This window comes from Pseudomonas sp. IT-P395 (assembly GCF_949767675.1).
Taxonomy (GTDB): Bacteria; Pseudomonadota; Gammaproteobacteria; order Pseudomonadales; family Pseudomonadaceae; genus Aquipseudomonas.
The window spans coordinates 502,081-522,296 of record NZ_CATKPW010000022.1 but is presented as its reverse complement, the minus strand read 5'-3'; the positions used below and the strand labels follow the sequence as shown (position 1 = coordinate 522,296).

The 20,216-nt window shown below is 59.4% G+C and carries 17 protein-coding genes; 4 read left to right on the top strand and 13 right to left on the bottom strand.

Annotation, left to right across the window (positions count from 1 at the left end):
* Positions 1 to 31: 31 nt before the first annotated feature.
* From ACM6IN_RS17660 to ACM6IN_RS17650, 3 genes are all read right to left on the bottom strand, one after another.
* Positions 32 to 1,144, bottom strand: a complete 1,113-nt coding sequence (locus tag ACM6IN_RS17660) for a polyamine ABC transporter substrate-binding protein (protein ID WP_095112832.1) — start codon at positions 1,142 to 1,144, stop codon at positions 32 to 34.
* Between the two features lie 172 nt (positions 1,145 to 1,316).
* A complete protein-coding gene (locus tag ACM6IN_RS17655; protein ID WP_007913848.1) occupies positions 1,317 to 2,681 on the bottom strand; it encodes an aspartate aminotransferase family protein in 1,365 nt (454 codons plus the stop codon).
* A gap of 56 nt (positions 2,682 to 2,737) precedes the next feature.
* A complete protein-coding gene (locus tag ACM6IN_RS17650) occupies positions 2,738 to 4,096 on the bottom strand; it encodes a glutamine synthetase family protein (RefSeq protein WP_007913846.1) in 1,359 nt (452 codons plus the stop codon).
* 729 nt (positions 4,097 to 4,825) lie between these two features.
* Here ACM6IN_RS17650 and ACM6IN_RS17645 point away from each other — a divergent pair.
* Positions 4,826 to 6,202, top strand: coding sequence for a glutamine synthetase family protein (locus ACM6IN_RS17645; protein WP_007913842.1), 1,377 nt, complete (start codon positions 4,826 to 4,828; stop codon positions 6,200 to 6,202).
* Positions 6,203 to 6,430: 228 nt separating this feature from the next.
* Complete coding sequence (locus ACM6IN_RS17640; RefSeq protein WP_007913840.1) at positions 6,431 to 7,057, top strand: TetR/AcrR family transcriptional regulator; 627 nt, start codon at positions 6,431 to 6,433, stop codon at positions 7,055 to 7,057.
* Between the two features lie 96 nt (positions 7,058 to 7,153).
* Here ACM6IN_RS17640 and ACM6IN_RS17635 read toward each other — a convergent pair whose 3' ends face one another.
* From ACM6IN_RS17635 to ACM6IN_RS17600, 8 genes are all read right to left on the bottom strand, one after another.
* Positions 7,154 to 7,369, bottom strand: a complete 216-nt coding sequence (locus ACM6IN_RS17635) for a TOBE domain-containing protein (protein ID WP_003229256.1) — start codon at positions 7,367 to 7,369, stop codon at positions 7,154 to 7,156.
* A 27-nt stretch (positions 7,370 to 7,396) separates the two neighbouring features.
* Positions 7,397 to 8,203, bottom strand: coding sequence for an aliphatic sulfonates ABC transporter ATP-binding protein (gene ssuB, locus ACM6IN_RS17630; protein WP_007913838.1), 807 nt, complete (start codon positions 8,201 to 8,203; stop codon positions 7,397 to 7,399).
* Complete coding sequence (ssuC, locus tag ACM6IN_RS17625; RefSeq protein ID WP_003229260.1) at positions 8,200 to 8,982, bottom strand: aliphatic sulfonate ABC transporter permease SsuC; 783 nt, start codon at positions 8,980 to 8,982, stop codon at positions 8,200 to 8,202. Before ssuC ends, ssuB begins: the two co-directional genes overlap by 4 nt.
* An 8-nt stretch (positions 8,983 to 8,990) precedes the next feature.
* Positions 8,991 to 10,139, bottom strand: a complete 1,149-nt coding sequence (gene ssuD / locus ACM6IN_RS17620) for an FMNH2-dependent alkanesulfonate monooxygenase (RefSeq protein ID WP_018928626.1) — start codon at positions 10,137 to 10,139, stop codon at positions 8,991 to 8,993.
* Positions 10,140 to 10,164: 25 nt separating this feature from the next.
* On the bottom strand, positions 10,165 to 11,130 hold the full coding sequence (locus ACM6IN_RS17615; protein WP_007913834.1) for a sulfonate ABC transporter substrate-binding protein: 966 nt from the start codon (positions 11,128 to 11,130) through the stop codon (positions 10,165 to 10,167).
* A 90-nt stretch (positions 11,131 to 11,220) separates the two neighbouring features.
* Entirely contained in the window at positions 11,221 to 11,814 is a 594-nt protein-coding gene (gene ssuE, locus ACM6IN_RS17610; protein ID WP_034151973.1) for an NADPH-dependent FMN reductase, read from the bottom strand.
* Positions 11,815 to 12,148: 334 nt separating this feature from the next.
* Positions 12,149 to 12,787, bottom strand: a complete 639-nt coding sequence (locus tag ACM6IN_RS17605; RefSeq protein WP_095125823.1) for a peroxiredoxin — start codon at positions 12,785 to 12,787, stop codon at positions 12,149 to 12,151.
* A gap of 297 nt (positions 12,788 to 13,084) precedes the next feature.
* Complete coding sequence (locus ACM6IN_RS17600) at positions 13,085 to 14,428, bottom strand: OprD family porin (RefSeq protein WP_007913829.1); 1,344 nt, start codon at positions 14,426 to 14,428, stop codon at positions 13,085 to 13,087.
* Between the two features lie 364 nt (positions 14,429 to 14,792).
* On the opposite strand from ACM6IN_RS17600, the gene tauA reads away from it, so the two are divergent.
* Positions 14,793 to 15,782, top strand: a complete 990-nt coding sequence (gene tauA / locus ACM6IN_RS17595) for a taurine ABC transporter substrate-binding protein (protein ID WP_007913826.1) — start codon at positions 14,793 to 14,795, stop codon at positions 15,780 to 15,782.
* A 129-nt stretch (positions 15,783 to 15,911) separates the two neighbouring features.
* On the opposite strand, the gene argA is transcribed toward tauA, so the two are convergent.
* Positions 15,912 to 17,210: an amino-acid N-acetyltransferase gene (gene argA, locus ACM6IN_RS17590; protein ID WP_007913824.1), complete on the bottom strand. Its 1,299-nt coding sequence runs from the start codon at positions 17,208 to 17,210 to the stop codon at positions 15,912 to 15,914.
* Between the two features lie 263 nt (positions 17,211 to 17,473).
* Entirely contained in the window at positions 17,474 to 18,643 is a 1,170-nt protein-coding gene (argE, locus tag ACM6IN_RS17585) for an acetylornithine deacetylase (RefSeq protein WP_007913821.1), read from the bottom strand.
* Positions 18,644 to 18,798: 155 nt separating this feature from the next.
* Here argE and ACM6IN_RS17580 point away from each other — a divergent pair, with 155 nt between their 5' ends.
* The gene (locus ACM6IN_RS17580) at positions 18,799 to 20,169 is read left to right on the top strand and encodes an inorganic triphosphatase (RefSeq protein ID WP_414916438.1); all 1,371 of its coding nucleotides are present in this window, start codon (positions 18,799 to 18,801) and stop codon (positions 20,167 to 20,169) included.
* The last annotated feature ends 47 nt before the right edge of the window (positions 20,170 to 20,216 follow it).

Sequence of the window (20,216 nt, the reverse complement as noted above, 5' to 3'; positions counted from 1 at the left end):
CGACGGCCAGAGGTTGCTGCTTCAAACCGGCTTATTTACCGGATTTGATCTTGGTCCAGCTGCGGGTGATCAGGCGCAGGGTCGCTGCGTCCAGGTCGCTGATCGCATAGAGCTGTTTCTTCACTTCAGCCGATGGGTAGATGCTCGGATCGCTGGTGATGTCTTTGTCGACCAGTGGCGTAGCAGCTTTGTTGCCGTTCGGGAAACGCACGGCGTTGGTGATGCCGGCCATCACTTGCGGCTCAAGCAGGTAGTTCATGAACTTGTAGGCGGCTTCGACGTTTTCGGCATCCTTGGGAATGGCGACCATGTCGTAGAACGTGCCGGCACCTTCTTTTGGAATGGTGTATGCCAGCTTGACCTTGTCACCGGCTTCCTGGGCGCGGGTCTTGGATTGTTCCAGGTCACCCGAGTAACCGACGGCGACGCAGATGTTGCCGTTGGCCAGGTCGGAGATGTACTTGGAGGAATGGAAGTAGGCAACCGAAGGACGAATTTTCAGGAACAGGTCTTCGGCGGCCTTCAGGTCAGCCTTGTCCTTGCTGTTGGTCGGCTTGCCCAGATAGTGCAACGCCGCCGGAATCATTTCGGTCGGTGCGTCGAGGAAGCTTACGCCGCAGCTTTTGAGCTTCTCGATGTTTTCCGGCTTGAACACCACGTCCCAGGAATCGATCTTGTCGATGCCCAGCGCTGCCTTGACCTTGGCCGGGTTGTAGCCGATGCCGATCGAGCCCCACATGTACGGGAACGCGTGCTTGTTGCCTTGGTCGCTGGCATCGCCAACAGCCTTGAGCAGGTCTTCGTCGAGGTTCTTCCAGTTCGGCAGCTTGGACTTGTCCAGCTCTTGGTAAACACCGGCCTTGATCTGCTTGGCGAGGAAGTTATTGGAAGGCACCACGATGTCGTAACCGGACTTGCCGGCCAGCAGCTTGGCTTCCAGGGTTTCGTTGCTGTCGAAGACGTCATAGACGACTTTGATCCCGGTGGCTTTTTCGAAGTTGGCCACGGTGTCCGGGGCGATGTAGTCGGACCAGTTGTAGACGTGCAACACCTTGTCGTCCGCCTGAACCGCAGCCGCCATGACTCCCATCAGGGACATGGCGAGCAGAGTCTTGCCAGCGAGCTTTTTGCCTAATGCCTTCATGCGTTAATGCTCCAAATTTTTCTTTTTTGAACCACTTTGTTCAGCGGCCGAACCCGGACAACTGGAACCGCGGCTAGTCTGGCAAGATCCGAGGCGGTCTTTCAAGAAAAGACCAGCCTTTCTGACAGCTTTAAGCGCGAGCGCCACGGCTCCCCCGCTCAAAGCCTAGCACTTAGCCCTGCAACGCACTGAGGGTCAGGTCCAGACACTTGCGTGCCTTTGTAACCAGCTCATCGATTTCCGCTTTGCTGATCACCAGCGGCGGCGCAATGATCATGGTGTCGCCCACAGCGCGCATGATCAGGCCGTTGTCGAAGCAGAACTGGCGGCAGATCATGCCGACGCCCTTGCCTTCGTAACGCTTGCGCGTGGCCTTGTCCTGCACCAGCTCGATCGCGCCCAACAGACCGACTCCGCGAACTTCACCCACCAACGGGTGATCGTTCAGTTCCCGCAGACGTTTCTGCAAATACGGTGCCGTTTCGTTGTGCGCGTTCTCGATAATTTTTTCATCACGCAAGATGCGGATGTTTTCCAGGCCCACCGCTGCTGCCACCGGGTGACCGGAGTAAGTGAAGCCGTGATTGAAATCGCCGCCTTCATTGAGCACCGCCACCACGGAGTCGCGAACGATCAGGCCACCCATCGGGATGTAGCCGGAGGTCAGGCCTTTGGCGATGGTCATCATGTCCGGCTTGAGATCGTAAAAATCACTGCCGAACCACTCACCGGTACGACCGAAACCGCAAATCACTTCGTCGGCGACGAAGAGGATGTCGTACTTGGCGAGGATTTCCTTGATGCGCGGCCAGTAGCTGTCGGGCGGAATGATCACGCCGCCGGCGCCCTGGATCGGCTCGGCAATAAAGGCACCGACGTTGTCGACGCCGACTTCGAGAATCTTCTCTTCCAGCTGATTGGCCGCCCAGATACCGAACTCTTCCGGGGACATATCGCCGCCTTCGGCGAACCAGTACGGCTGCGCGATGTGGACGATGCCCGGGATCGGCAAGTCGCCTTGTTCATGCATATACGTCATGCCACCGAGACTCGCGCCGGCCACGGTCGAACCGTGATAACCGTTCTTGCGGCTGATGATGACTTTCTTGTTCGGCTGGCCCTTGATCGCCCAGTAGTGGCGGACCATACGCAGCATGGTGTCGTTGCCTTCGGAACCGGAACCGGTGAAGAACACGTGGTTCATGCCTTGCGGTGCCACGTCGGCAATGGCCTTGGCCAGTTCCAGCGCCGGCGGGTGCGCGGTCTGGAAGAACAGGTTGTAGTACGGCAGTTCGCGCATCTGTTTGGCAGCCGCGTCGGCCAGCTCATCGCGACCATAACCGATGGCCACACACCACAGACCGGCCATGCCGTCGAGAATCTTGTTGCCTTCGCTGTCCCACAGGTAAACGCCCTTGGCGTTGGTGATGATCCGCGGGCCTTTCTCTTTCAGCTGCTTGAAGTCGCTGAACGGGGCCAGGTGATGATCATTGCTGAGTGCTTGCCACTCGCGGGTTTGCGGGTTGTTGCTGGTCATGCCAATTCTCCTTGTTATCGGTGAAGGCGCGGCCGGTGAGGACCGCGCCCGGCGTATCAGACGGCGAAGAGCAGGTACTCACGCTCCCAGGAACTGATCACGCGCTTGAAGTTTTCATGCTCGGCCCGTTTTACCGCGACGTAGCCAGTGATGAAGGTTTTGCCCAGGTACTTCTCGATGGTCGCGCTGTTTTCCATACGCTCCAGCGCATCTTCGATGGTCAGCGGCAGGCGCAGGTTGCGGCGCTCGTAACCACGGCCCACCACTGGCGCGCTCGGGTTGAGGCCTTCGACCATGCCGATATAGCCGCAGAGCAGGCTCGCGGCGATCGCCAGGTACGGGTTGGCGTCAGCGCCCGGCAGGCGGTTTTCCACACGGCGGTTCTGCGGGCCGGCATCCGGTACGCGCAGGCCGACGGTGCGGTTTTCTTCGCCCCACTCGACGTTCACCGGTGCCGAGGTGTCCGGCAGGAAGCGGCGGAACGAGTTGACGTTCGGCGCGAACAGCGGGAGCAATTCCGGAATCAGCTTCTGCAAACCACCGATGTGGTGCAGGAACAACTGGCTCATGGTCCCGTCTTCATTAGAGAAGACGTTCTTGCCGGTCTCGATGTCGATGATGCTCTGGTGCAAGTGCATCGCACTGCCCGGCTCGCCGGTCATCGGTTTGGCCATAAATGTCGCGGCTACATCGTGCTTGAGCGCGGCTTCGCGCATGGTGCGTTTGAACACCAGGATCTGGTCGGCCAGCGACAGTGCGTCGCCGTGACGGAAGTTGATTTCCATCTGCGCCGTGCCGTCTTCGTGGATCAGCGTGTCGAGATCCAGCTCCTGCAGTTCGCACCAGTCGTAGACGTCCTCGAACAGAGGGTCGAATTCGTTCGCCGCTTCGATCGAGAACGACTGACGACCGATTTCCGGACGGCCCGAGCGACCAATCGGCGGCTGCAACGGATAGTCAGGGTCGTCGCTGCGCTTGGTCAGGTAGAACTCCATCTCCGGCGCCACGATCGGCTGCCAGCCTTTGTCAGCATAGAGCTTGAGAACTTTCTTGAGGACGTTGCGCGGCGACAGCTCGATCGGGTTGCCTTGCTTGTCGTAGGTGTCGTGGATCACCTGCGCGGTCGGCTCGATGGCCCACGGCACCATGTACACCGCGTTCTGGTCAGGGCGGCAGATCATGTCGATGTCGGCCGGGTCGAGCAGTTCGTAATAGATGTCGTCTTCGACGTAGTCGCCGGTCACGGTCTGCAACAGCACGCTTTCTGGCAGACGCATGCCTTTTTCGGCGATGAACTTGTTGGTCGGCGAGATCTTGCCCCGGGTGATACCGGTCAAGTCGGCGATCATGCATTCGACTTCTGTGATCTTGTGGTCTTTCAACCAATCGGTGAGCTGGTCGAGGTTGTTACTCATAAATGCCTCTGGGCTGAGTCTCCTGACAGAATGTCAGGCAAAGTTTGACGCTTGGAGCGTCGCGTTAAAGGGGGCTTGCTCGCGCAGTACCGGCTTACGCCCGGCACCGCGCATAGACAATGAAAGAGGAGCTTACCTGCCCTTTACGCTGGCGTTGCATTTCCTGTGCACAGTCCAGGCGTGCAGAATCATGAGCACGGCTGGGCAAGCGGCACAGGCTTTGAGGGTGAAAGCGATCTATATTGGAAGGGGACGCCATAAACAGGATGCTTTCCCGTACGTCCAGAATATCGGACGCTGGCGTTTGAACGGCCATGGACGGGAATATCGTCGGCAACTGGCGAGCCATGCTGGCTGCGCTACGGACGGATTGGTCGCCACTGATGTGATGAGCATGCAGACCGGACTGTTGCGAGCAGTCGGTGATGCCGATTAACGGCAGGCGAGACATGAAGCACCCCGGTATTATTGCTGTTATGGGTTTGATCCGAGCTTAGCCTTGTTCATTTTTTTACACAACACCCCCGTAAAAAATACAACACGGCCTGCTCAAGCCCGCGGGTGCACAGTCTTCCAGGGACAAAAAAACGCCCGAAAGTGCCCCATAAATGCCCTTGCAGCGCTTTTTTAGGGCAAAAAAGGCCTCGCTTGACTTCGGCAGGCCGTTCGGGTTGACTGAAACCAGAAAAGATCAATGATTGATATTTTTAACAACAAAGGTGTTGCATCATGTCGGTACCCCCGCGTGCCGTTCAGCTTAACGAAGCGAACGCGTTCCTTAAGGAACATCCTGAGGTTCTGTACGTTGACCTTCTGATTGCGGATATGAATGGTGTGGTGCGCGGCAAGCGCATCGAACGCACCAGCCTCCACAAGGTTTACGAGAAAGGCATCAACCTGCCGGCCTCTCTATTTGCTCTGGATATCAATGGCTCTACGGTGGAAAGCACCGGCCTGGGCCTGGACATCGGCGACGCCGATCGTATCTGCTATCCAATCCCCGATACCCTGTGCAACGAGCCATGGCAGAAACGCCCGACCGCGCAACTGTTGATGACCATGCACGAACTCGAAGGCGACCCATTCTTCGCCGATCCGCGCGAAGTGCTCCGTCAAGTTGTTGCAAAGTTTGACGAGCTGGGCCTGACCATCTGCGCCGCATTCGAACTCGAGTTCTACCTGATCGACCAGGAAAACGTGAACGGCCGCCCTCAGCCGCCACGCTCGCCGATCTCCGGCAAACGCCCGCACTCGACGCAGGTCTACCTGATCGACGACCTCGACGAATACGTCGACTGCCTCCAGGACATTCTAGAAGGTGCCAAAGAGCAAGGCATCCCTGCCGACGCCATCGTCAAGGAAAGTGCCCCGGCGCAGTTCGAAGTGAACCTGCACCACGTCGCCGACCCGATCAAGGCCTGCGACTACGCGGTACTGCTCAAGCGTCTGATCAAGAACATCGCCTACGACCATGAAATGGACACCACCTTCATGGCCAAGCCTTATCCGGGCCAGGCCGGTAATGGTCTGCACGTACACATTTCGATTCTGGATAAAGAAGGCAAAAACATTTTTGCCAGCGAGGATCCCGAGCAGAACGCCGCGCTGCGTCACGCGATCGGCGGTGTGCTCGAGACCCTGCCCGCGCAGATGGCTTTCCTCTGCCCGAACGTCAACTCGTACCGCCGTTTCGGCGCGCAGTTCTATGTACCGAACTCGCCTTGCTGGGGTCTGGACAACCGCACCGTGGCGATTCGCGTACCGACCGGCTCGTCTGATGCCGTGCGTATCGAACACCGCGTCGCCGGTGCCGACGCCAACCCTTACCTGCTGATGGCTTCGGTACTGGCCGGCGTGCACCACGGTCTGACCAACAAGATCGAGCCGGGCGCGCCAGTCGAAGGCAACAGCTACGAGCAGAACGAGCAAAGCCTGCCGAACAACTTGCGCGATGCCCTGCGTGAGCTGGACGACAGCGAGGTGATGGCCAAGTACATCGATCCGAAGTACATCGATATCTTCGTCGCCTGCAAGGAAAGCGAGCTGGAGGAGTTCGAACACTCCATCTCCGACCTTGAGTACAACTGGTATCTGCATACCGTTTAAGCGGTTGCAGCTTCAGGAAAGAACGCCGTTGGCTGATTTAGCCAACGGCGTTTTTTTTTGGCCGCCTGCGGCGGATCGCTGGCAAGCCAGCTCCCACAGGGATTTTCTGCGCACATAAATCCCGGTTCACTGAAGATCACTGTGGGAGCTGGCTTGCCAGCGATGGCGGCCGACAAGACAACACAGGAACCGGCTCGTACAATGCCCGCTGCCCCGCAGGAGACTTTCATGACGCGACCCGCCCCCGTCCGCAAACCCCGTGCCCGCAGCCAGGCGCGCATCGACTCGATACTCGACGCCGCGCGCACATTACTGGCGGCCGAGGGTGTGGCGAGTCTGTCGATCTATAGCGTCGCCGAGCGCGCGCAGATTCCGCCCTCCTCCGTGTACCACTTCTTCGCCAGTGTGCCGGCGCTGCTTGAGGCACTGACGGCAGATGTACACGCGGCGTTCCGCGCCTGCCTGCAAGCGCCGATCGATCATGACGCGCTGCGTGACTGGCGAGATCTGTCGCGACTGGTCGAGCAACGGATGCTGGAGATCTACGACGAAGATGCGGCGGCGCGCCAGTTGATCCTCGCCCAACACGGCTTGACCGAAGTGACCCAGGCTGACCGTCAGCACGACATAGAACTGGGCGACCTGATGCACAAGCTGTTCGATCATCACTTCGAGTTGCCGAGGCTGCCGGAGGATGTCGATGTATTCGCCCTGGCGATGGAGTTGGGTGACCGGGTTTATGCGCGCTCGGTGCAGCAACATGGGCAAATCACGCCGCGCATGGCCGAGGAAGGGATGCGGGTGTTTGATGCCTATATCGGCCTGTATCTGCCACCGTATCTGCCCAAGCGTTGAGCCATGATCGTTCCCACGCTCTGCGTGGGAACGATCGCCAGGCACAAAAAACCCCGAAGGGCTCACGCCCTTCGGGGTTGTTTTTTACTCACCGGCTTACAACTTGGCGATCGACACCTCGGTGGATTTCACAAAGGCGATCACTTCGCTGCCGACCACCAGTTCCAGCTCTTTGACCGAGCGGGTGGTGATCACCGAAGTAACGATGCCGGAAGCGGTCTGCACGTCGATTTCCGACAGCACGTCGCCGAGGACGATTTCCTTGATCGAGCCTTTGAACTGGTTACGGACGTTGATGGCTTTGATAGTCATGGCAATGATTCCTGTCGTTTGCTTGAGTTATTGAGCCCAACGCAGTTGCGTAGGCAGTGGTGAAACAGGTTCCGGCGCCGGCGGTTCGCCGGGCAGGGAGAGAACACGGTTAAGCACTTCGGTTTCCAGCGCTGCCAGCCGATGCGAACCACGCACTCGCGGCCGCGGCAGTTCCACATGCAGATCGAGGCCGACTTCGCCGTCCTCGATCAGAATCACCCGGTCGGCAATCGCCACCGCTTCGCTGACGTCGTGGGTCACCAGCAGCACGGTGAAGCCGTGTTGCTGCCAGAGACGTTCGATCAATTGCTGCATTTCAATGCGGGTCAGCGCGTCCAGTGCGCCGAGCGGTTCGTCGAGCAATAGCAGACGCGGTTGATGGATCAGCGCACGGGCCAGCGCAACGCGTTGCTTTTGTCCGCCCGACAACGCTGCCGGCCATTCATTGGCGCGATCCGCCAGCCCCACCGCGTCCAGTGCTTCGAGAGCTTTCGGGCGCCAGTTGCCTTTAAGGCCCAAGCCGACGTTGTCGATGATCTTTTTCCACGGCAGCAGACGCGCTTCCTGGAACATCAATCGGGTGTCTTCCCGCGCATCGCTCAGCGGCGCAGAGCCGGCCAGCAAGTCACCGCCCGTTGGTTGATCGAGGCCGGCGAGCAAGCGCAGCAAGGTACTTTTGCCGCAACCACTGCGCCCGACCACAGCGACGAATTGCCCTGCCGGAATGTGCAGATCGATGTCACGCAGCACCTGCCGCGCGCCGAAGGTTTTCTGCAGGTTGCGCACCGCCAGCGGGATCCCGCGCAGCAGGCGTGGAGGTTGTTGAGCAGTCATGCCGCACCTCCTTTGGCAACCTGATAGGCCGGGTGCCAGCGCAACCACACACGTTCAAGGCCACGCGCCGCAAGGTCAGCGAGTTTGCCGAGCACCGCGTAAAGCAGGATCGCCAGCACCACCACGTCGGTCTGCAAAAACTCCCGGGCGTTCATCGCCAGGTAGCCGATGCCCGAGCTGGCGGAAATGGTTTCGGCGACGATCAGCGTCAGCCACATAAAGCCCAGCGCGAAGCGCACACCGACCAGAATCGAAGGCAGCGCACCCGGCAGAATCACCTGCCAGAACAGGCTGAAACCGCTCAGGCCATAACTGCGCGCCATCTCCACCAGCGCCGGATCGACGTTGCGGATGCCGTGATAAGTGTTGAGGTAGATCGGGAACAACGTGCCCAACGCCACCAGAAAAATCTTCGCCGACTCATCGATGCCGAACCACAGGATCACCAGCGGAATCAGCGCCAGGTGCGGCACGTTGCGGATCATCTGCACCGAGCTGTCGAGCAGGCGTTCGCCCCATTTCGACAGGCCGGTGATGAAACCCAAGACCAGACCGATGCTGCCGCCGATGGTGAAACCGAGCGCCGCGCGCCAGCCGCTGATCGCCAGGTGCGTCCAGATTTCGCCGCTGCGCACCAGGCTCACGCCGGCTTCGATCACGGCCACCGGTGCCGGCAGAATCCGTGTCGACAACCAACCCGCCGACACTGACAACTGCCACACCGCCAGCAGCAATACCGGCAACGCCCAGGGCGCGAGGCTGTGAATGATTTTCTTCATGGCGCGCCTCAGCTCTGCGACGCGGCTTTGGGAAGAATGTCGTTGGCGACCATCTCGCCGAACGGGCTGACATAACCGGCGCTTTTCGGCAGTTCCGGACGCTCGATGTCGAGGTGCGGGAACAGCAGTTCGGCGACGCGATACGACTCTTCGAGGTGTGGATAACCGGAGAAGATAAAGGTGTCGATGCCCAGATCGGCGTACTCCTTCACGCGCGCTGCGACGGTCGGGCCATCGCCAACCAGCGCCGTACCGGCACCGCCGCGTACCAGGCCAACACCGGCCCACAGGTTCGGGCTGACTTCGAGATTGTCGCGGCTGCCGCCGTGCAGTGCGGCCATGCGTTGCTGGCCGACCGAATCGAAACGCGCCAGCGAAGCCTGAGCTCGAGCGATGGTGTCGTCGTCCAGATGCGAAATCAGCCGATCCGCCGCTTGCCACGCCTCAGCATTGGTTTCGCGGACGATCACGTGCAGACGAATGCCGAAGCGTACGGTGCGGCCGAGCTTGGCGGCTTTGGCGCGAACCTGTGCGATCTTCTCGGCCACTGCTGCTGGCGGCTCACCCCAGGTCAGGACCATTTCCACTTGTTCGGCAGCCAAGTCCTGCGCCGCTTCCGACGAGCCACCGAAGTACAACGGCGGACGCGGTTGCTGGATCGGCGGATAGAGCAGCTTCGCGCCTTTCACGCTGATGTGCTGACCGTCGTAATCCACGGTTTCGCCTTCGAGCACACGGCGCCAGATGCGAGTGAACTCCACCGAGGCTTGATAGCGTTCTTCGTGGCTGAGAAACAGACCGTCGCCTGCCAACTCTTCCGGGTCGCCACCGGTGACCAGATTGAACAGCGCACGGCCGCCGGACAGACGATCCAGCGTGGCGGCCTGCCGCGCTGCCACCGTCGGGGAAATGATCCCGGGGCGCAGGGCAACGAGGAATTTCAAACGCTGGGTCACCGGGATCAGCGACGCTGCCACCAGCCACGAGTCTTCGCAGGAACGGCCGGTGGGGATCAGCACACCGCCGAAGCCCAGACGATCCGCCGCTTGCGCGACCTGTTGCAGATAACCGTGGTCGACGGCGCGAGCGCCTTCGGCGGTGCCAAGGTAATGGCCGTCGCCGTGGGTGGGCAGGAACCAGAAGATATTGAGGCTCATGGAGTGGTCTCCTTGGGGATTCGAATTACTGCGCTTTAGCCACAGCGGCCGGTGGGGTCCAGATCACATCCTTGATGCTCAATGGCTTGGGAATCAGCTTGAGCTGGAAGAACGTGTCAGCGATTTTCTGTTGCGCGGCGACCACTTCCGGGGTCAGGAACAGCGCGCCGTAACCCTGGCGTTTCACCGAAGTCAGGGTGATGTCCGCCGGCAGACCGAGCAGTGGCGCAACTTGTTGAGTCACGTCTTCAGGATTGGCTTTGGACCACTCGCCAACGGCGCGTACTTCTTCCACGAGGGTCTTGATCACCTCAGGATTTTTCTGCGCGTAAGGCTTGGTCGCGAGATAGAACTGGTGGTTGTCGACGATGCCTTTGCCGTCGCGCAGGGTGTGTGCTTGCAGTTGTTTCTCGGCGGCGGCCTGGTACGGATCCCAGATAACCCAGGCGTCGACGCTGCCACGCTCGAACGCGGCGCGAGCATCGGCGGGCGGCAGGAATACGGTTTGAATGTCGCTGTATTTGAGGCCGGCGTCTTCCAGTGCGCGCACCAGCAGGTAGTGCACGTTGGAACCTTTGTTCAGAGCGACTTTCTTGCCTTTGAGATCGGCCACCGATTTGATCGGCGAATCTTTCGGCACGAGGATCGCTTCGCTGTTCGGCGCTGGTGGTTCATAAGCGACATAAAGCAAATCGGCGCCGGCAGCCTGAGCAAAAACTGGCGGAGTTTCGCCGGTGACACCGAAGTCGATCGAGCCGACGTTCAGGCCTTCGAGCAGTTGCGGGCCACCGGGGAATTCAGTCCATTGCACGTCGACGCCTTGGGCGGCCAGACGCTTTTCCAAAGTGCCTTTGGCTTTGAGCAGCACCAGCGTGCCGTACTTCTGATAACCGATCCGCAATGTCTCGGCTTGAGCTTGAGTGATGGCGCCGAAGGTGACAGCCGCAGCAAACAGAGCGACCAGACCACGACGCAAAAATACAGTGCGCATAGCGCTCTCCTTTTTGCTGTTGGGTTTTGGCTGCACCTGCTTGGCCGTTAGCGGCTGAGTAAGGTGAGTTACATCAAGTTCGGGTGTGGCTTAAATGCTCCAGCGAGCACTCAATAAACGTTCATTCAACAGGCCCGGTTCCAGCGGTTTCGGGCGGCGGGCCATGGCACCGACAAACTGATCCAGCGCTTCATGCAGACGCTGCTCCAGCGCCGGTGCCAGTTGCGCCGCAGCACTGCCTTCGCCGTAAGCGATCTGGCTGTCCTCGGCGAAAATCCCCTGAAGCATTTCCTGGGCTTTCAACGCCGACAAAACAGGCTTGAGCGCGTAGTCGACCACCAGCATGTGGGCGATGCTGCCGCCAGTGGCCATCGGCAAGACAATCTTGTGGTTCAGGGCGCGCTCGGGCAACAGATCCAGCAGCGTTTTCAACGCGCCGGAGAACGACGCTTTGTAAACCGGCGTGGCGATCAGCAGGCCGTCGGCATTTTCAATCTGTTGCAGCAGGTCGAGCACTTTCGGGCTATCGAAGCGGGCATGGAGCAGGTCTTCAGCCGGAAAGTCGCGCACCTGATAACTCACCACTTCCACGCCTTGCTGCTGCAACCAACGTTGCGAGCGCTCCAGCAGCACTCCGGAACGGGAGCGCAGGCTGGGACTGCCACCGAGTGAGACGACCAGCATTGAGACCATTCCTTAAGCGTTACAGGCGATTCGCGGGTTGCGATCTCGCTTCGATGGAGTGACCTTACCAGCTGATTTATATATCCATAAATCATATTTATTCATTTGGTTATTCGTTTTAGAGATATACATTTCAACAAACTGCGGGCGAAAAAAAAGGCCGTCGAAACGGCCTGAAATCCCCTGCTTTGTGGCTACACGCTGATCATTCCCACGCTCTGCGTGGGAATGAATCCATGGACGCTCCGCGTCCACTGTGACGCGGAGCGTCACGGGCGGCATTCCCACGCGGACGGTTCGACGCCTCGACGTGGGAACGATCTGCCCAATAAGATCACTTGTTCGGCTGTGGCGTCAGACGCAGATACGGTTTCACCGCGCGATAGCCCTTCGGAAAGCGCTGCTTGATCTCGTCCTCATCCTTGAGCGACGGCACGATCACCACCTCTTCACCGTCCTGCCAGTTGGCCGGGGTGGCCACCTTGTAGTTGTCGGTGAGCTGCAGCGAATCGATTACACGCAGAATCTCGTGGAAGTTGCGCCCGGTGCTCGCCGGATAGGTGATGGTCAGGCGGATCTTTTTGTTCGGGTCGATCACGAACAGCGAACGCACGGTCAGCGTATCGTTGGCGTTCGGGTGAATGAGGTCATACAGATCAGAGACTTTGCGATCGGCATCGGCCAGGATCGGGAAGTTGACGACGGTGTTCTGGGTTTCGTTGATGTCTTCGATCCACTTGTGGTGCGAATCCACCGGGTCGACCGACAGCGCGATGGCTTTGACACCGCGTTTGCTGAACTCATCCTTGAGCTTGGCGGTGAAGCCCAGCTCAGTGGTGCACACCGGGGTGAAGTCCGCCGGGTGGGAGAACAGCACGCCCCAGCTATCGCCCAGCCATTCGTGGAAACGAATCTTGCCGGCGCTGGAATCCTGTTCGAAATCGGGGGCGATGTCGCCGAGTCTGAGGCTCATGGTGCTGCTCCTGATGAGTTGTTCGAGACCTCAACTGTAGCCCGGGATTTGCCATCGTGAAAAAGAATAAATAACTAGATATCTAGATCATTATTGAATATTAAACATCTGTTCACTGGACGCTCGACGGCATCCCGACGAACATCGCTCACAAGGTTCGAGAAGGCCTTGAGTTGCTGTAAAGAGGGGAATTTCGGGGCAGGCTTACGGGGGTGAGCCTGACTCGAAAACGCAAAAGCCCCGTCCGGCGCGATGCCGGACGGGGCTTTTTTTACATCCGCGAATCGAGACGCGCTATTACAGCAGCGGGATCGAGTAGCTGACGATCAGGCGGTTTTCGTCCTGCGAACGGGTGCTCGGCAGATCGGTGCGCCATACAGCGTTTTTCCACATCAGGCCGACGTTCTTGAACGGACCTTCCGGTACAACGTAACCGATGGTGAAGTCGCGTTCCCACTCGGAACTGTTCGAACCGTTCTCACGACCGTTGGTGCCAACGGTATCGATCGAATCGCCTTTGAGGTAAACGACACCGGCGGTCAGGCCAGGTACGCCGACTTTAGCGAAGTCATACGAGTAGCGAGCTTGCCAGGTTTTCTCGCCGGCACGGCCGAACTTCTGGATCTGCATGTCGGTGATGGTGTAGTTCGACGAGCCGTCGCCCTGGTTCAGCCAAGGGAAGTCGCTGCTGCCATTGGAAACCTGGTAACCGCCACCGAAGGTGTGGCCTTCAACGGTGTACAGGAACAGGCCGCTGTACAGGTTGTTGTCGACTTCACCGCGACCGTTACGCACGCCGGTGTAGTTACCGGTGCTGTAGTAGGCTGGATCGGTACCGTTTTTGCCGTCATCGGAGCTGTTGAAGTAACGGAAATCGGATTTCAATACGCCCGGGCCGATTGCCCAGTTGTGAACCAGACCCAGGAAGTGCTGCTTGTAGAAGTCTTCCAGGTTGCCGTAGTAGTACTGGGCAGTCAGGTCTTTGGTGATCTTGTAGTCACCACCGGCGTAGATGAATTTGTTGCTGTCACGGAACGCAGTACCACGGGTGTTTGCACCGCTGATGGACAGGTTTTCGTTGTTGCTGGAGTTACGACCTTTCGCAGCTTCGATCTGACCGCCGACCAGAGTCAGGTCCTTGATTTCGCCGGAAGTGATCTGGCCACCCTGCCAGGTTTGTGGCAGCAGACGACCGTCGTTGGTCACGATGACCGGGTTCTTCGGCTGCAGAGTACCCAGCTTCAGTTCAGTCTGGGAGATCTTGGCTTTGGCAGTCAGACCCAGGCTGGAGAAGTTGTCCACCGCTTTGCCGTTGGACTCGCTCGGGAACACAGTGCCGCCGTAAGCGGTACCGCTGTTGCCGTTAGTGCCGCCGCCCGAATCCAGACGTACGCCCAGCAGGCCGATGGCATCGATACCGAAACCTACGGTGCCTTGGGTATAACCGGAGATGAAACGCAGATCGAAGCCTTGGCCCCACTCTTCGTTCTTGTTGGCGCCAGCGCCATCACGGTTATCGGTGTTGATGTAGAAGTTACGCAGCCCCAAGGTAGCTTTGCTGTCTTCGATGAAACCGGCGGCGCCTGCCTGCTGCGCCATAACCCCTACGGCCACAGCCAGGGCCAAGGTGGACTTGTTCATGTAAAGCTCCTCTCGTTTCTAATTCTTGTGTTCCTGGCCCGGGGTCTGATGCCCTGGGTCCTAAGATGCGCGATTAGCGCCAGACCGTGACCGACAAGTCAATCGTAACCTTGTGTGTCTACGACCAAGGTCTAATCGCAGTGATTTGGTCCGTGCAGAGTAAAGATTTCCTGATAAACCCAAAAAGAATTTATTCATTCTTTTTCATATCATTTCGGAATATGGCCATTATCTTGCCACCTCCGCCGGGAAACAGCGTATCGGCGACTAAGCTCATTCCTAAATGGTATTTGTTAGCCTTTTTTTATATCGATTAGCTTTGGCGTAACCCCGAATCGTCAAACCCTATCGAAAAGGCGACGCCATGATGGCCAAACGCGCACTATCTAGTCAATTTGTTACAGTTTGTGTGTCAGCGCTGATTTCTTTTTCCGCGCATGCCGCCAACCTCACAGTGGGGTATCAAACCGGTATCGACCCGAGCAAAGTCCCCCAGGCCGACGGCGTCTACGAGAAAACCATTGGCGAGAAAATCGACTGGCGTCGCTTCAACAGCGGCCCGGAAGTTGTGACAGCCATTGCTTCGGGTGACGTGCAGATCGGCAACCTCGGTTCCAGCCCGTTGGCCGCGGCGGCTTCGCGCAATCTGCCGATTGTGGCGTTCATCGTTTCGGCGCAGATCAATGCCGCCGAAGCGCTAGTGGTGCGCAATGGCAGCGGTATCAACACCCCCCAGGACCTGGTCGGCAAAACCATCGCCACACCTTTCGTTTCGACCTCACACTACAGCCTGCTCGGCGCCCTCAAGCATTGGGGCCTGGACGCCTCGAAAGTCAAAGTGGTGAACCTGCAACCAGCAGAGATCGCAGCGGCGTGGAAGCGTGGCGATATCGATGGCGCATTTGTCTGGTCGCCGGCGCTGGGGGAAATCCGCAAGACCGGCAAGACCCTGACCGATGCCGCGCAGGTCGGCCAGTGGGGCGCGCCGACCTTCGAGGTCTGGGTCGCGCGCAAGGATTTTGCCGAGAAGCATCCTGAGGTTGTCGCAAAGTTCGCCAAGGTCACGCTCGACTCATTCGCCGATTACGCCGCACACAAAGACCGCTGGACGGCTGACTCGGTGCCGGTACAGAAAATCGCCAAACTGACCGGTGCCAATGCCGCTGATGTGCCGGAATTGCTGGCAGGTTCAGCGTTCCCGGACGCAAAGGCGCAGCAAACCACGGCGCTGCTGGATGGCGGCACGGCGAAAGCGATTGGCGAGACGGCGAAGTTTTTGAAGGAACAGGGCAAGGTTGAAACGGTGCTGCCGGATTATTCACCCTACGTCAGCGCCAAATTCATCACCGAGTAATTGATCGTTCCCGCGCTCTGCGTGGGAATGCAGCCCGGGACGCTCCGCGTCCCATCAAAAGCCGAACGCGGAGCGTCCGTTGAGGCATTCCCACGCAGAGCGTGGGAACGATCGAATGGACCAACTCGGTTAAAGGGTTTTTTCGAAGATCTTCGAATTACGCTGAAAGTTGTACAGCGAAGCCCGCGCCGCCGGCAGGCGCTCAACGCTGCTCGGCTCGAAACCACGCTCACGGAACCAGTGCGCGGTGCGCGTGGTGAGGACGAACAAGGTCTTCAAACCCTGCGCCCGTGCTCGGGTTTCGATGCGCTCCAGCAATTCATCACCGCGACCGCCATGGCGGTACTCCGGGTTCACTGCCAGGCACGCCAGTTCACCGGCATCCGAATCGGCAATCTGATACAGCGCCGCACAGGCGATGATCATGCCTTCACGCTCGACCACGCTGAACTGCTCGATCTCGCGCTCCAGCACTTCGCGCGAACGACGCACCAGAATCCCCTGCTCTTCCAGCGGACTGATCAAGTCGAGCAAGCCGCCGACGTCTTCAATCGCCGCCTCGCGGACCAGTTCGAATTGCTCCTGCGCGACCAGCGTGCCGCCACCGTCACGGGTGAACAGCTCGGTCAGCAGCGCGCCGTCTTCGGCGTAGCTGACGATATGGCTGCGCGCCACGCCGCCACGGCAAGCCTCGGCGGCAGCATCGAGCAGTTCTGCCTGATAGTTGCTGCCCAAACGCTGCAAGTGTGCCGGCACTTGCTGTGGACGCAGCTCGCGCACGAGTTTGCCGTTCTCGTCGATCAGACCGAGGTCAGCACCGAACAGCAGCAACTTGTCCGCGCCCAGGTCGATGGCGGCGCGGGTCGCGACGTCTTCGCAGGCGAGGTTGAAGATTTCACCGGTCGGCGAGTAGCCCAACGGCGACAGCAACACGATCGAGCGCTCATCGAGTAGACGGTTGATGCCTTTGCGGTCGACCCGGCGCACTTCGCCGGTGTGGTGATAGTCGACGCCTTCCAGCACGCCGATCGGCCGCGCGGTAACAAGGTTGCCGCTAGCCACGCGCAAACGCGAGCCCTGCATCGGCGACGAAGCCATGTCCATCGACAGCCGCGCTTCGATGGCGATGCGCAACTGGCCGACCGCGTCGATCACACATTCCAGGGTCGCGGCATCGGTGATGCGCATGCCGTGGTGGTAATGCGGGGTCAGGCCACGCGCGGCGAGGCGGGTTTCGATCTGTGGACGCGAACCGTGCACCAGCACCAGACGCACGCCAAGGCTATGCAGCAGAACAATGTCGTGGACGATGTTGCCGAAGTTCGGATGCTCCACGCCATCGCCGGGCAGCATGACGACGAAGGTGCAGTCGCGGTGGGCATTGATGTAAGGGGACGCGTGACGAAGCCAGTTAACGTATTCGGGCATGAACCTGGGCCTGTAATAAATAGCAGCCTAAAAAGGGGCGAAACGGAAAACGCACAGCGGGCTGATGGTTATCGTCGGAACAGGCTTGGCGACACGCGCGCTCTCCTCATGAATACGGGTTGGAATGCTGGCAATTTACAGCGATTGGTCAGACAAAACATAGATCCCTTGTAGGAGTGAGCCTGCTCGCGATAGCGGAGTTTCAGTCAATACCTCCGGGACTGTCTCACCGCTATCGCGAGCAGGCTCACTCCTACAAAGGGTCACTTGGGATCCTTTGACGTTGGTGCACCTGTCAGACAGTAATGTTCAATCAGTTGCCGTAATAGATGCACGGTAGGCTGCAAACGTGACATTTCAAGGTACTCGCCGGGTTGATGCGCACAGGCGATGTCGCCAGGGCCGAGCACAATGGTTTCGCAGCCTAGGCGCTGAAGATAAGGCGCTTCGGTGCCGAACGCCACTGCTTCGGCACTGTGACCGGTGAGCTTTTCAGCGATGCGCACCAGTTCGGCGTCTTCAGACTGCTCGAACGACGGCACTTCCGGGAACAGCGGTTTGTAATCAATCTTCACCTGATGCCGCTCGGCCACCGGGTTGAGCTTGCGCAGAATCTCCGCGCGCAGGACTTTCGGGTCCATGCCCGGCAATGGCCGCAGATCGAACTCCAGCGAACACTGGCCGCAGATACGGTTTGGGTTGTCGCCGCCATGAATGCAGCCGAAATTCATCGTCGGCTGCGGCACGCTGAACTGCGGATTGTTGAATTCACGCTGCCACAACAGGCGTAAACCGCGCAGTTCGCCGATGGCATCGTGCATCGCTTCGAGTGCGCTGTGGCCCAGGCGTGGATCCGACGAATGGCCGCTCTGCCCAAGGATATCGATGCGTTCCATCATGATGCCTTTGTGCATGCGGATCGGTTTCAGCCCGGTCGGCTCACCGATTACCGCTGCGCGGCCCAACGGACGCCCGGCCTCGGCCAGCGCACGGGCGCCGGACATCGAGCTTTCTTCATCGCAGGTGGCGAGGATCAGCAACGGCTGCTTGAACGGCTGATCGAGCAGCGGCAGCACCGCTTCGATGATCAGCGCGAAGAAACCTTTCATGTCGCAACTGCCCAGCCCGACCCAACGGCCATCGACTTCGGTGAGTTTCAGCGGATCGGTCTGCCACAACGCATCGTCGTACGGCACCGTGTCGCTGTGCCCGGCCAGCACCAGCCCGCCGGGGCCGCTGCCGAAACTGGCGAGCAGGTTGAATTTGCCGGGGCTGACCTGCTGGATATCGCAGCTGAAACCCAGATCACCCAGCCAGCCGGCGAGCAAATCGATCACCGCGCGGTTGGATTGATCGAGGTTCGGTTGGGTACAGCTGACCGATGGCGCGGCGATCAGCGCAGCGAACTGGTCTTGCATGGACGGCAAAGGCATCGCTGACTCCAACTCCCGAATTGAAGTCCATCATAGAACCATCCGGCGTCAGGAATAAACCGCCGCAGGGCGTAGGACGAATCAGTCCTGTACACTGCACGGCCTTGGCAGCCACATATTCCCCGGCTGCGCTCCCGATCCTGGATTTTCCGGCCATGCAGAAAGAAACCGAAATCAAACTCCGCGTCAGCCGCGAAACCCTCGCCGCCCTGCGCGAGCACCCGCTACTGAAGAAACGCAACAAAAGTGGCTGGGAACGCCGTGAGTTGATGAACCAGTACTTCGACACGCCCGAGCGCGACCTGGCTCAGGCCAAAGTCGCCCTGCGCCTGCGCAAGGACGGTGACGAAGTCATTCAAACCCTCAAGACCCGTGGCCAGAGCGTTGCCGGCCTGTCCGAGCGTAATGAATACGACTGGAAGTTGCCGAAAGCCAAGCTCGACGTGAAGAAACTCGACGGCGAATGCTGGCCCGAGTCGCTGGCCGAGCTGGACAAGAAAACCCTCAAGCCGATCTTCACCACCGATTTCGTCCGCGAGCGCGCCGAAATTGCCTGGGGCCGTGGCAAAGCCAAAGTGGTTATCGAAGCCGCGCTGGATCTCGGCCACGTAGTGGTCGGCAAACAGAAAGAAGAAATCTGCGAGCTGGAACTGGAATTGCGCGAAGGCGAGCCTGCCGCGCTGCTGGAACTGGCTGCCGAGCTGGCGGAAACCCTGGCGTTGATGCCGTGTGACATCAGCAAGGCTGAGCGTGGCTATCGCCTGTACGACGCCAACAGTTACTCGCTGAGCCTGCCGGCGCCGGAGCTGACCCCGGAAACCCAACTCGACGACGCCTTCGCTGCGCTGAGCTGGCACTTGCTCGGCAGCAGCCAGCGTCTGGCTGAACAGTACCGTTTCAACGGCCACTGGCGCCTGTTGCTCGACTGGGTCGAGAACCTCGCGGAAATGCGTGCCCTGCTCAGCAGCCTCGGCCAGGCCGCGCCGCGTCAGTCGACCCACGACTTGCGCGTTGCCCTGGATGCGTTGCTGGAAGACTGGCGCCCGCTGGTGCAGGCCGGTATCGAAGACGAAGACGTGCGCAAAGCCGCGCCGGAGCAGTTCCTCGAAGAACTCGAAGACCCGCGCTGGGGCCTGTTCTCGCTGAGCACGTCACGCTGGTTGCTGGCCCGTACCTGGACCGCCGACCGCAACGTTCGTGGTAACCGTCAGGGCGGCGCGCAGTTGCACAGCTGGTTGCCACGCCTGTTGGGCGAAGAGGCCACGGCCCTGCAATTGCAGCGTTATCAGCAGCAGCCGGAAGATCTGGCTGAACAACTGCCGCGTATCGAGCGCATTCAGGTCTGGCTACACCACGCACGCAATGTGCTGGAGATCCCGGAAATGGATCGCCTGTACGGCGAGCTGAACAAGCTGGCGCAACTGGCCAACGAGCCGACGATCACTGACGAACTGCTCGACGCACGCAAGCAACAGGCGATTGCGGTTTACCAGAATCGCGCGTGGAAAATGCTCCTGCGCATGTAACACCGCTAAAAGATCGCAGCCTTCGGCAGCTCCTACAGGGTGTACAC

Excerpts from the sequence above, each read along its gene's own strand:
- ACM6IN_RS17660 (WP_095112832.1), bottom strand. The coding sequence starts at position 1,144 with ATGAAGGCATTAGGCAAAAAGCTCGCTGGCAAGACTCTGCTCGCCATG.
- ACM6IN_RS17655 (WP_007913848.1), bottom strand. The coding sequence starts at position 2,681 with ATGACCAGCAACAACCCGCAAACCCGCGAGTGGCAAGCACTCAGCAAT.
- ACM6IN_RS17650 (WP_007913846.1), bottom strand. The coding sequence starts at position 4,096 with ATGAGTAACAACCTCGACCAGCTCACCGATTGGTTGAAAGACCACAAG.
- ACM6IN_RS17645 (WP_007913842.1), top strand. The coding sequence starts at position 4,826 with ATGTCGGTACCCCCGCGTGCCGTTCAGCTTAACGAAGCGAACGCGTTC.
- ACM6IN_RS17640 (WP_007913840.1), top strand. The coding sequence starts at position 6,431 with ATGACGCGACCCGCCCCCGTCCGCAAACCCCGTGCCCGCAGCCAGGCG.
- ACM6IN_RS17635 (WP_003229256.1), bottom strand. The coding sequence starts at position 7,369 with ATGACTATCAAAGCCATCAACGTCCGTAACCAGTTCAAAGGCTCGATC.
- ssuB (WP_007913838.1), bottom strand. The coding sequence starts at position 8,203 with ATGACTGCTCAACAACCTCCACGCCTGCTGCGCGGGATCCCGCTGGCG.
- ssuC (WP_003229260.1), bottom strand. The coding sequence starts at position 8,982 with ATGAAGAAAATCATTCACAGCCTCGCGCCCTGGGCGTTGCCGGTATTG.
- ssuD (WP_018928626.1), bottom strand. The coding sequence starts at position 10,139 with ATGAGCCTCAATATCTTCTGGTTCCTGCCCACCCACGGCGACGGCCAT.
- ACM6IN_RS17615 (WP_007913834.1), bottom strand. The coding sequence starts at position 11,130 with ATGCGCACTGTATTTTTGCGTCGTGGTCTGGTCGCTCTGTTTGCTGCG.
- ssuE (WP_034151973.1), bottom strand. The coding sequence starts at position 11,814 with ATGCTGGTCGTCTCACTCGGTGGCAGTCCCAGCCTGCGCTCCCGTTCC.
- ACM6IN_RS17605 (WP_095125823.1), bottom strand. The coding sequence starts at position 12,787 with ATGAGCCTCAGACTCGGCGACATCGCCCCCGATTTCGAACAGGATTCC.
- ACM6IN_RS17600 (WP_007913829.1), bottom strand. The coding sequence starts at position 14,428 with ATGAACAAGTCCACCTTGGCCCTGGCTGTGGCCGTAGGGGTTATGGCG.
- tauA (WP_007913826.1), top strand. The coding sequence starts at position 14,793 with ATGATGGCCAAACGCGCACTATCTAGTCAATTTGTTACAGTTTGTGTG.
- argA (WP_007913824.1), bottom strand. The coding sequence starts at position 17,210 with ATGCCCGAATACGTTAACTGGCTTCGTCACGCGTCCCCTTACATCAAT.
- argE (WP_007913821.1), bottom strand. The coding sequence starts at position 18,643 with ATGCCTTTGCCGTCCATGCAAGACCAGTTCGCTGCGCTGATCGCCGCG.
- ACM6IN_RS17580 (WP_414916438.1), top strand. The coding sequence starts at position 18,799 with ATGCAGAAAGAAACCGAAATCAAACTCCGCGTCAGCCGCGAAACCCTC.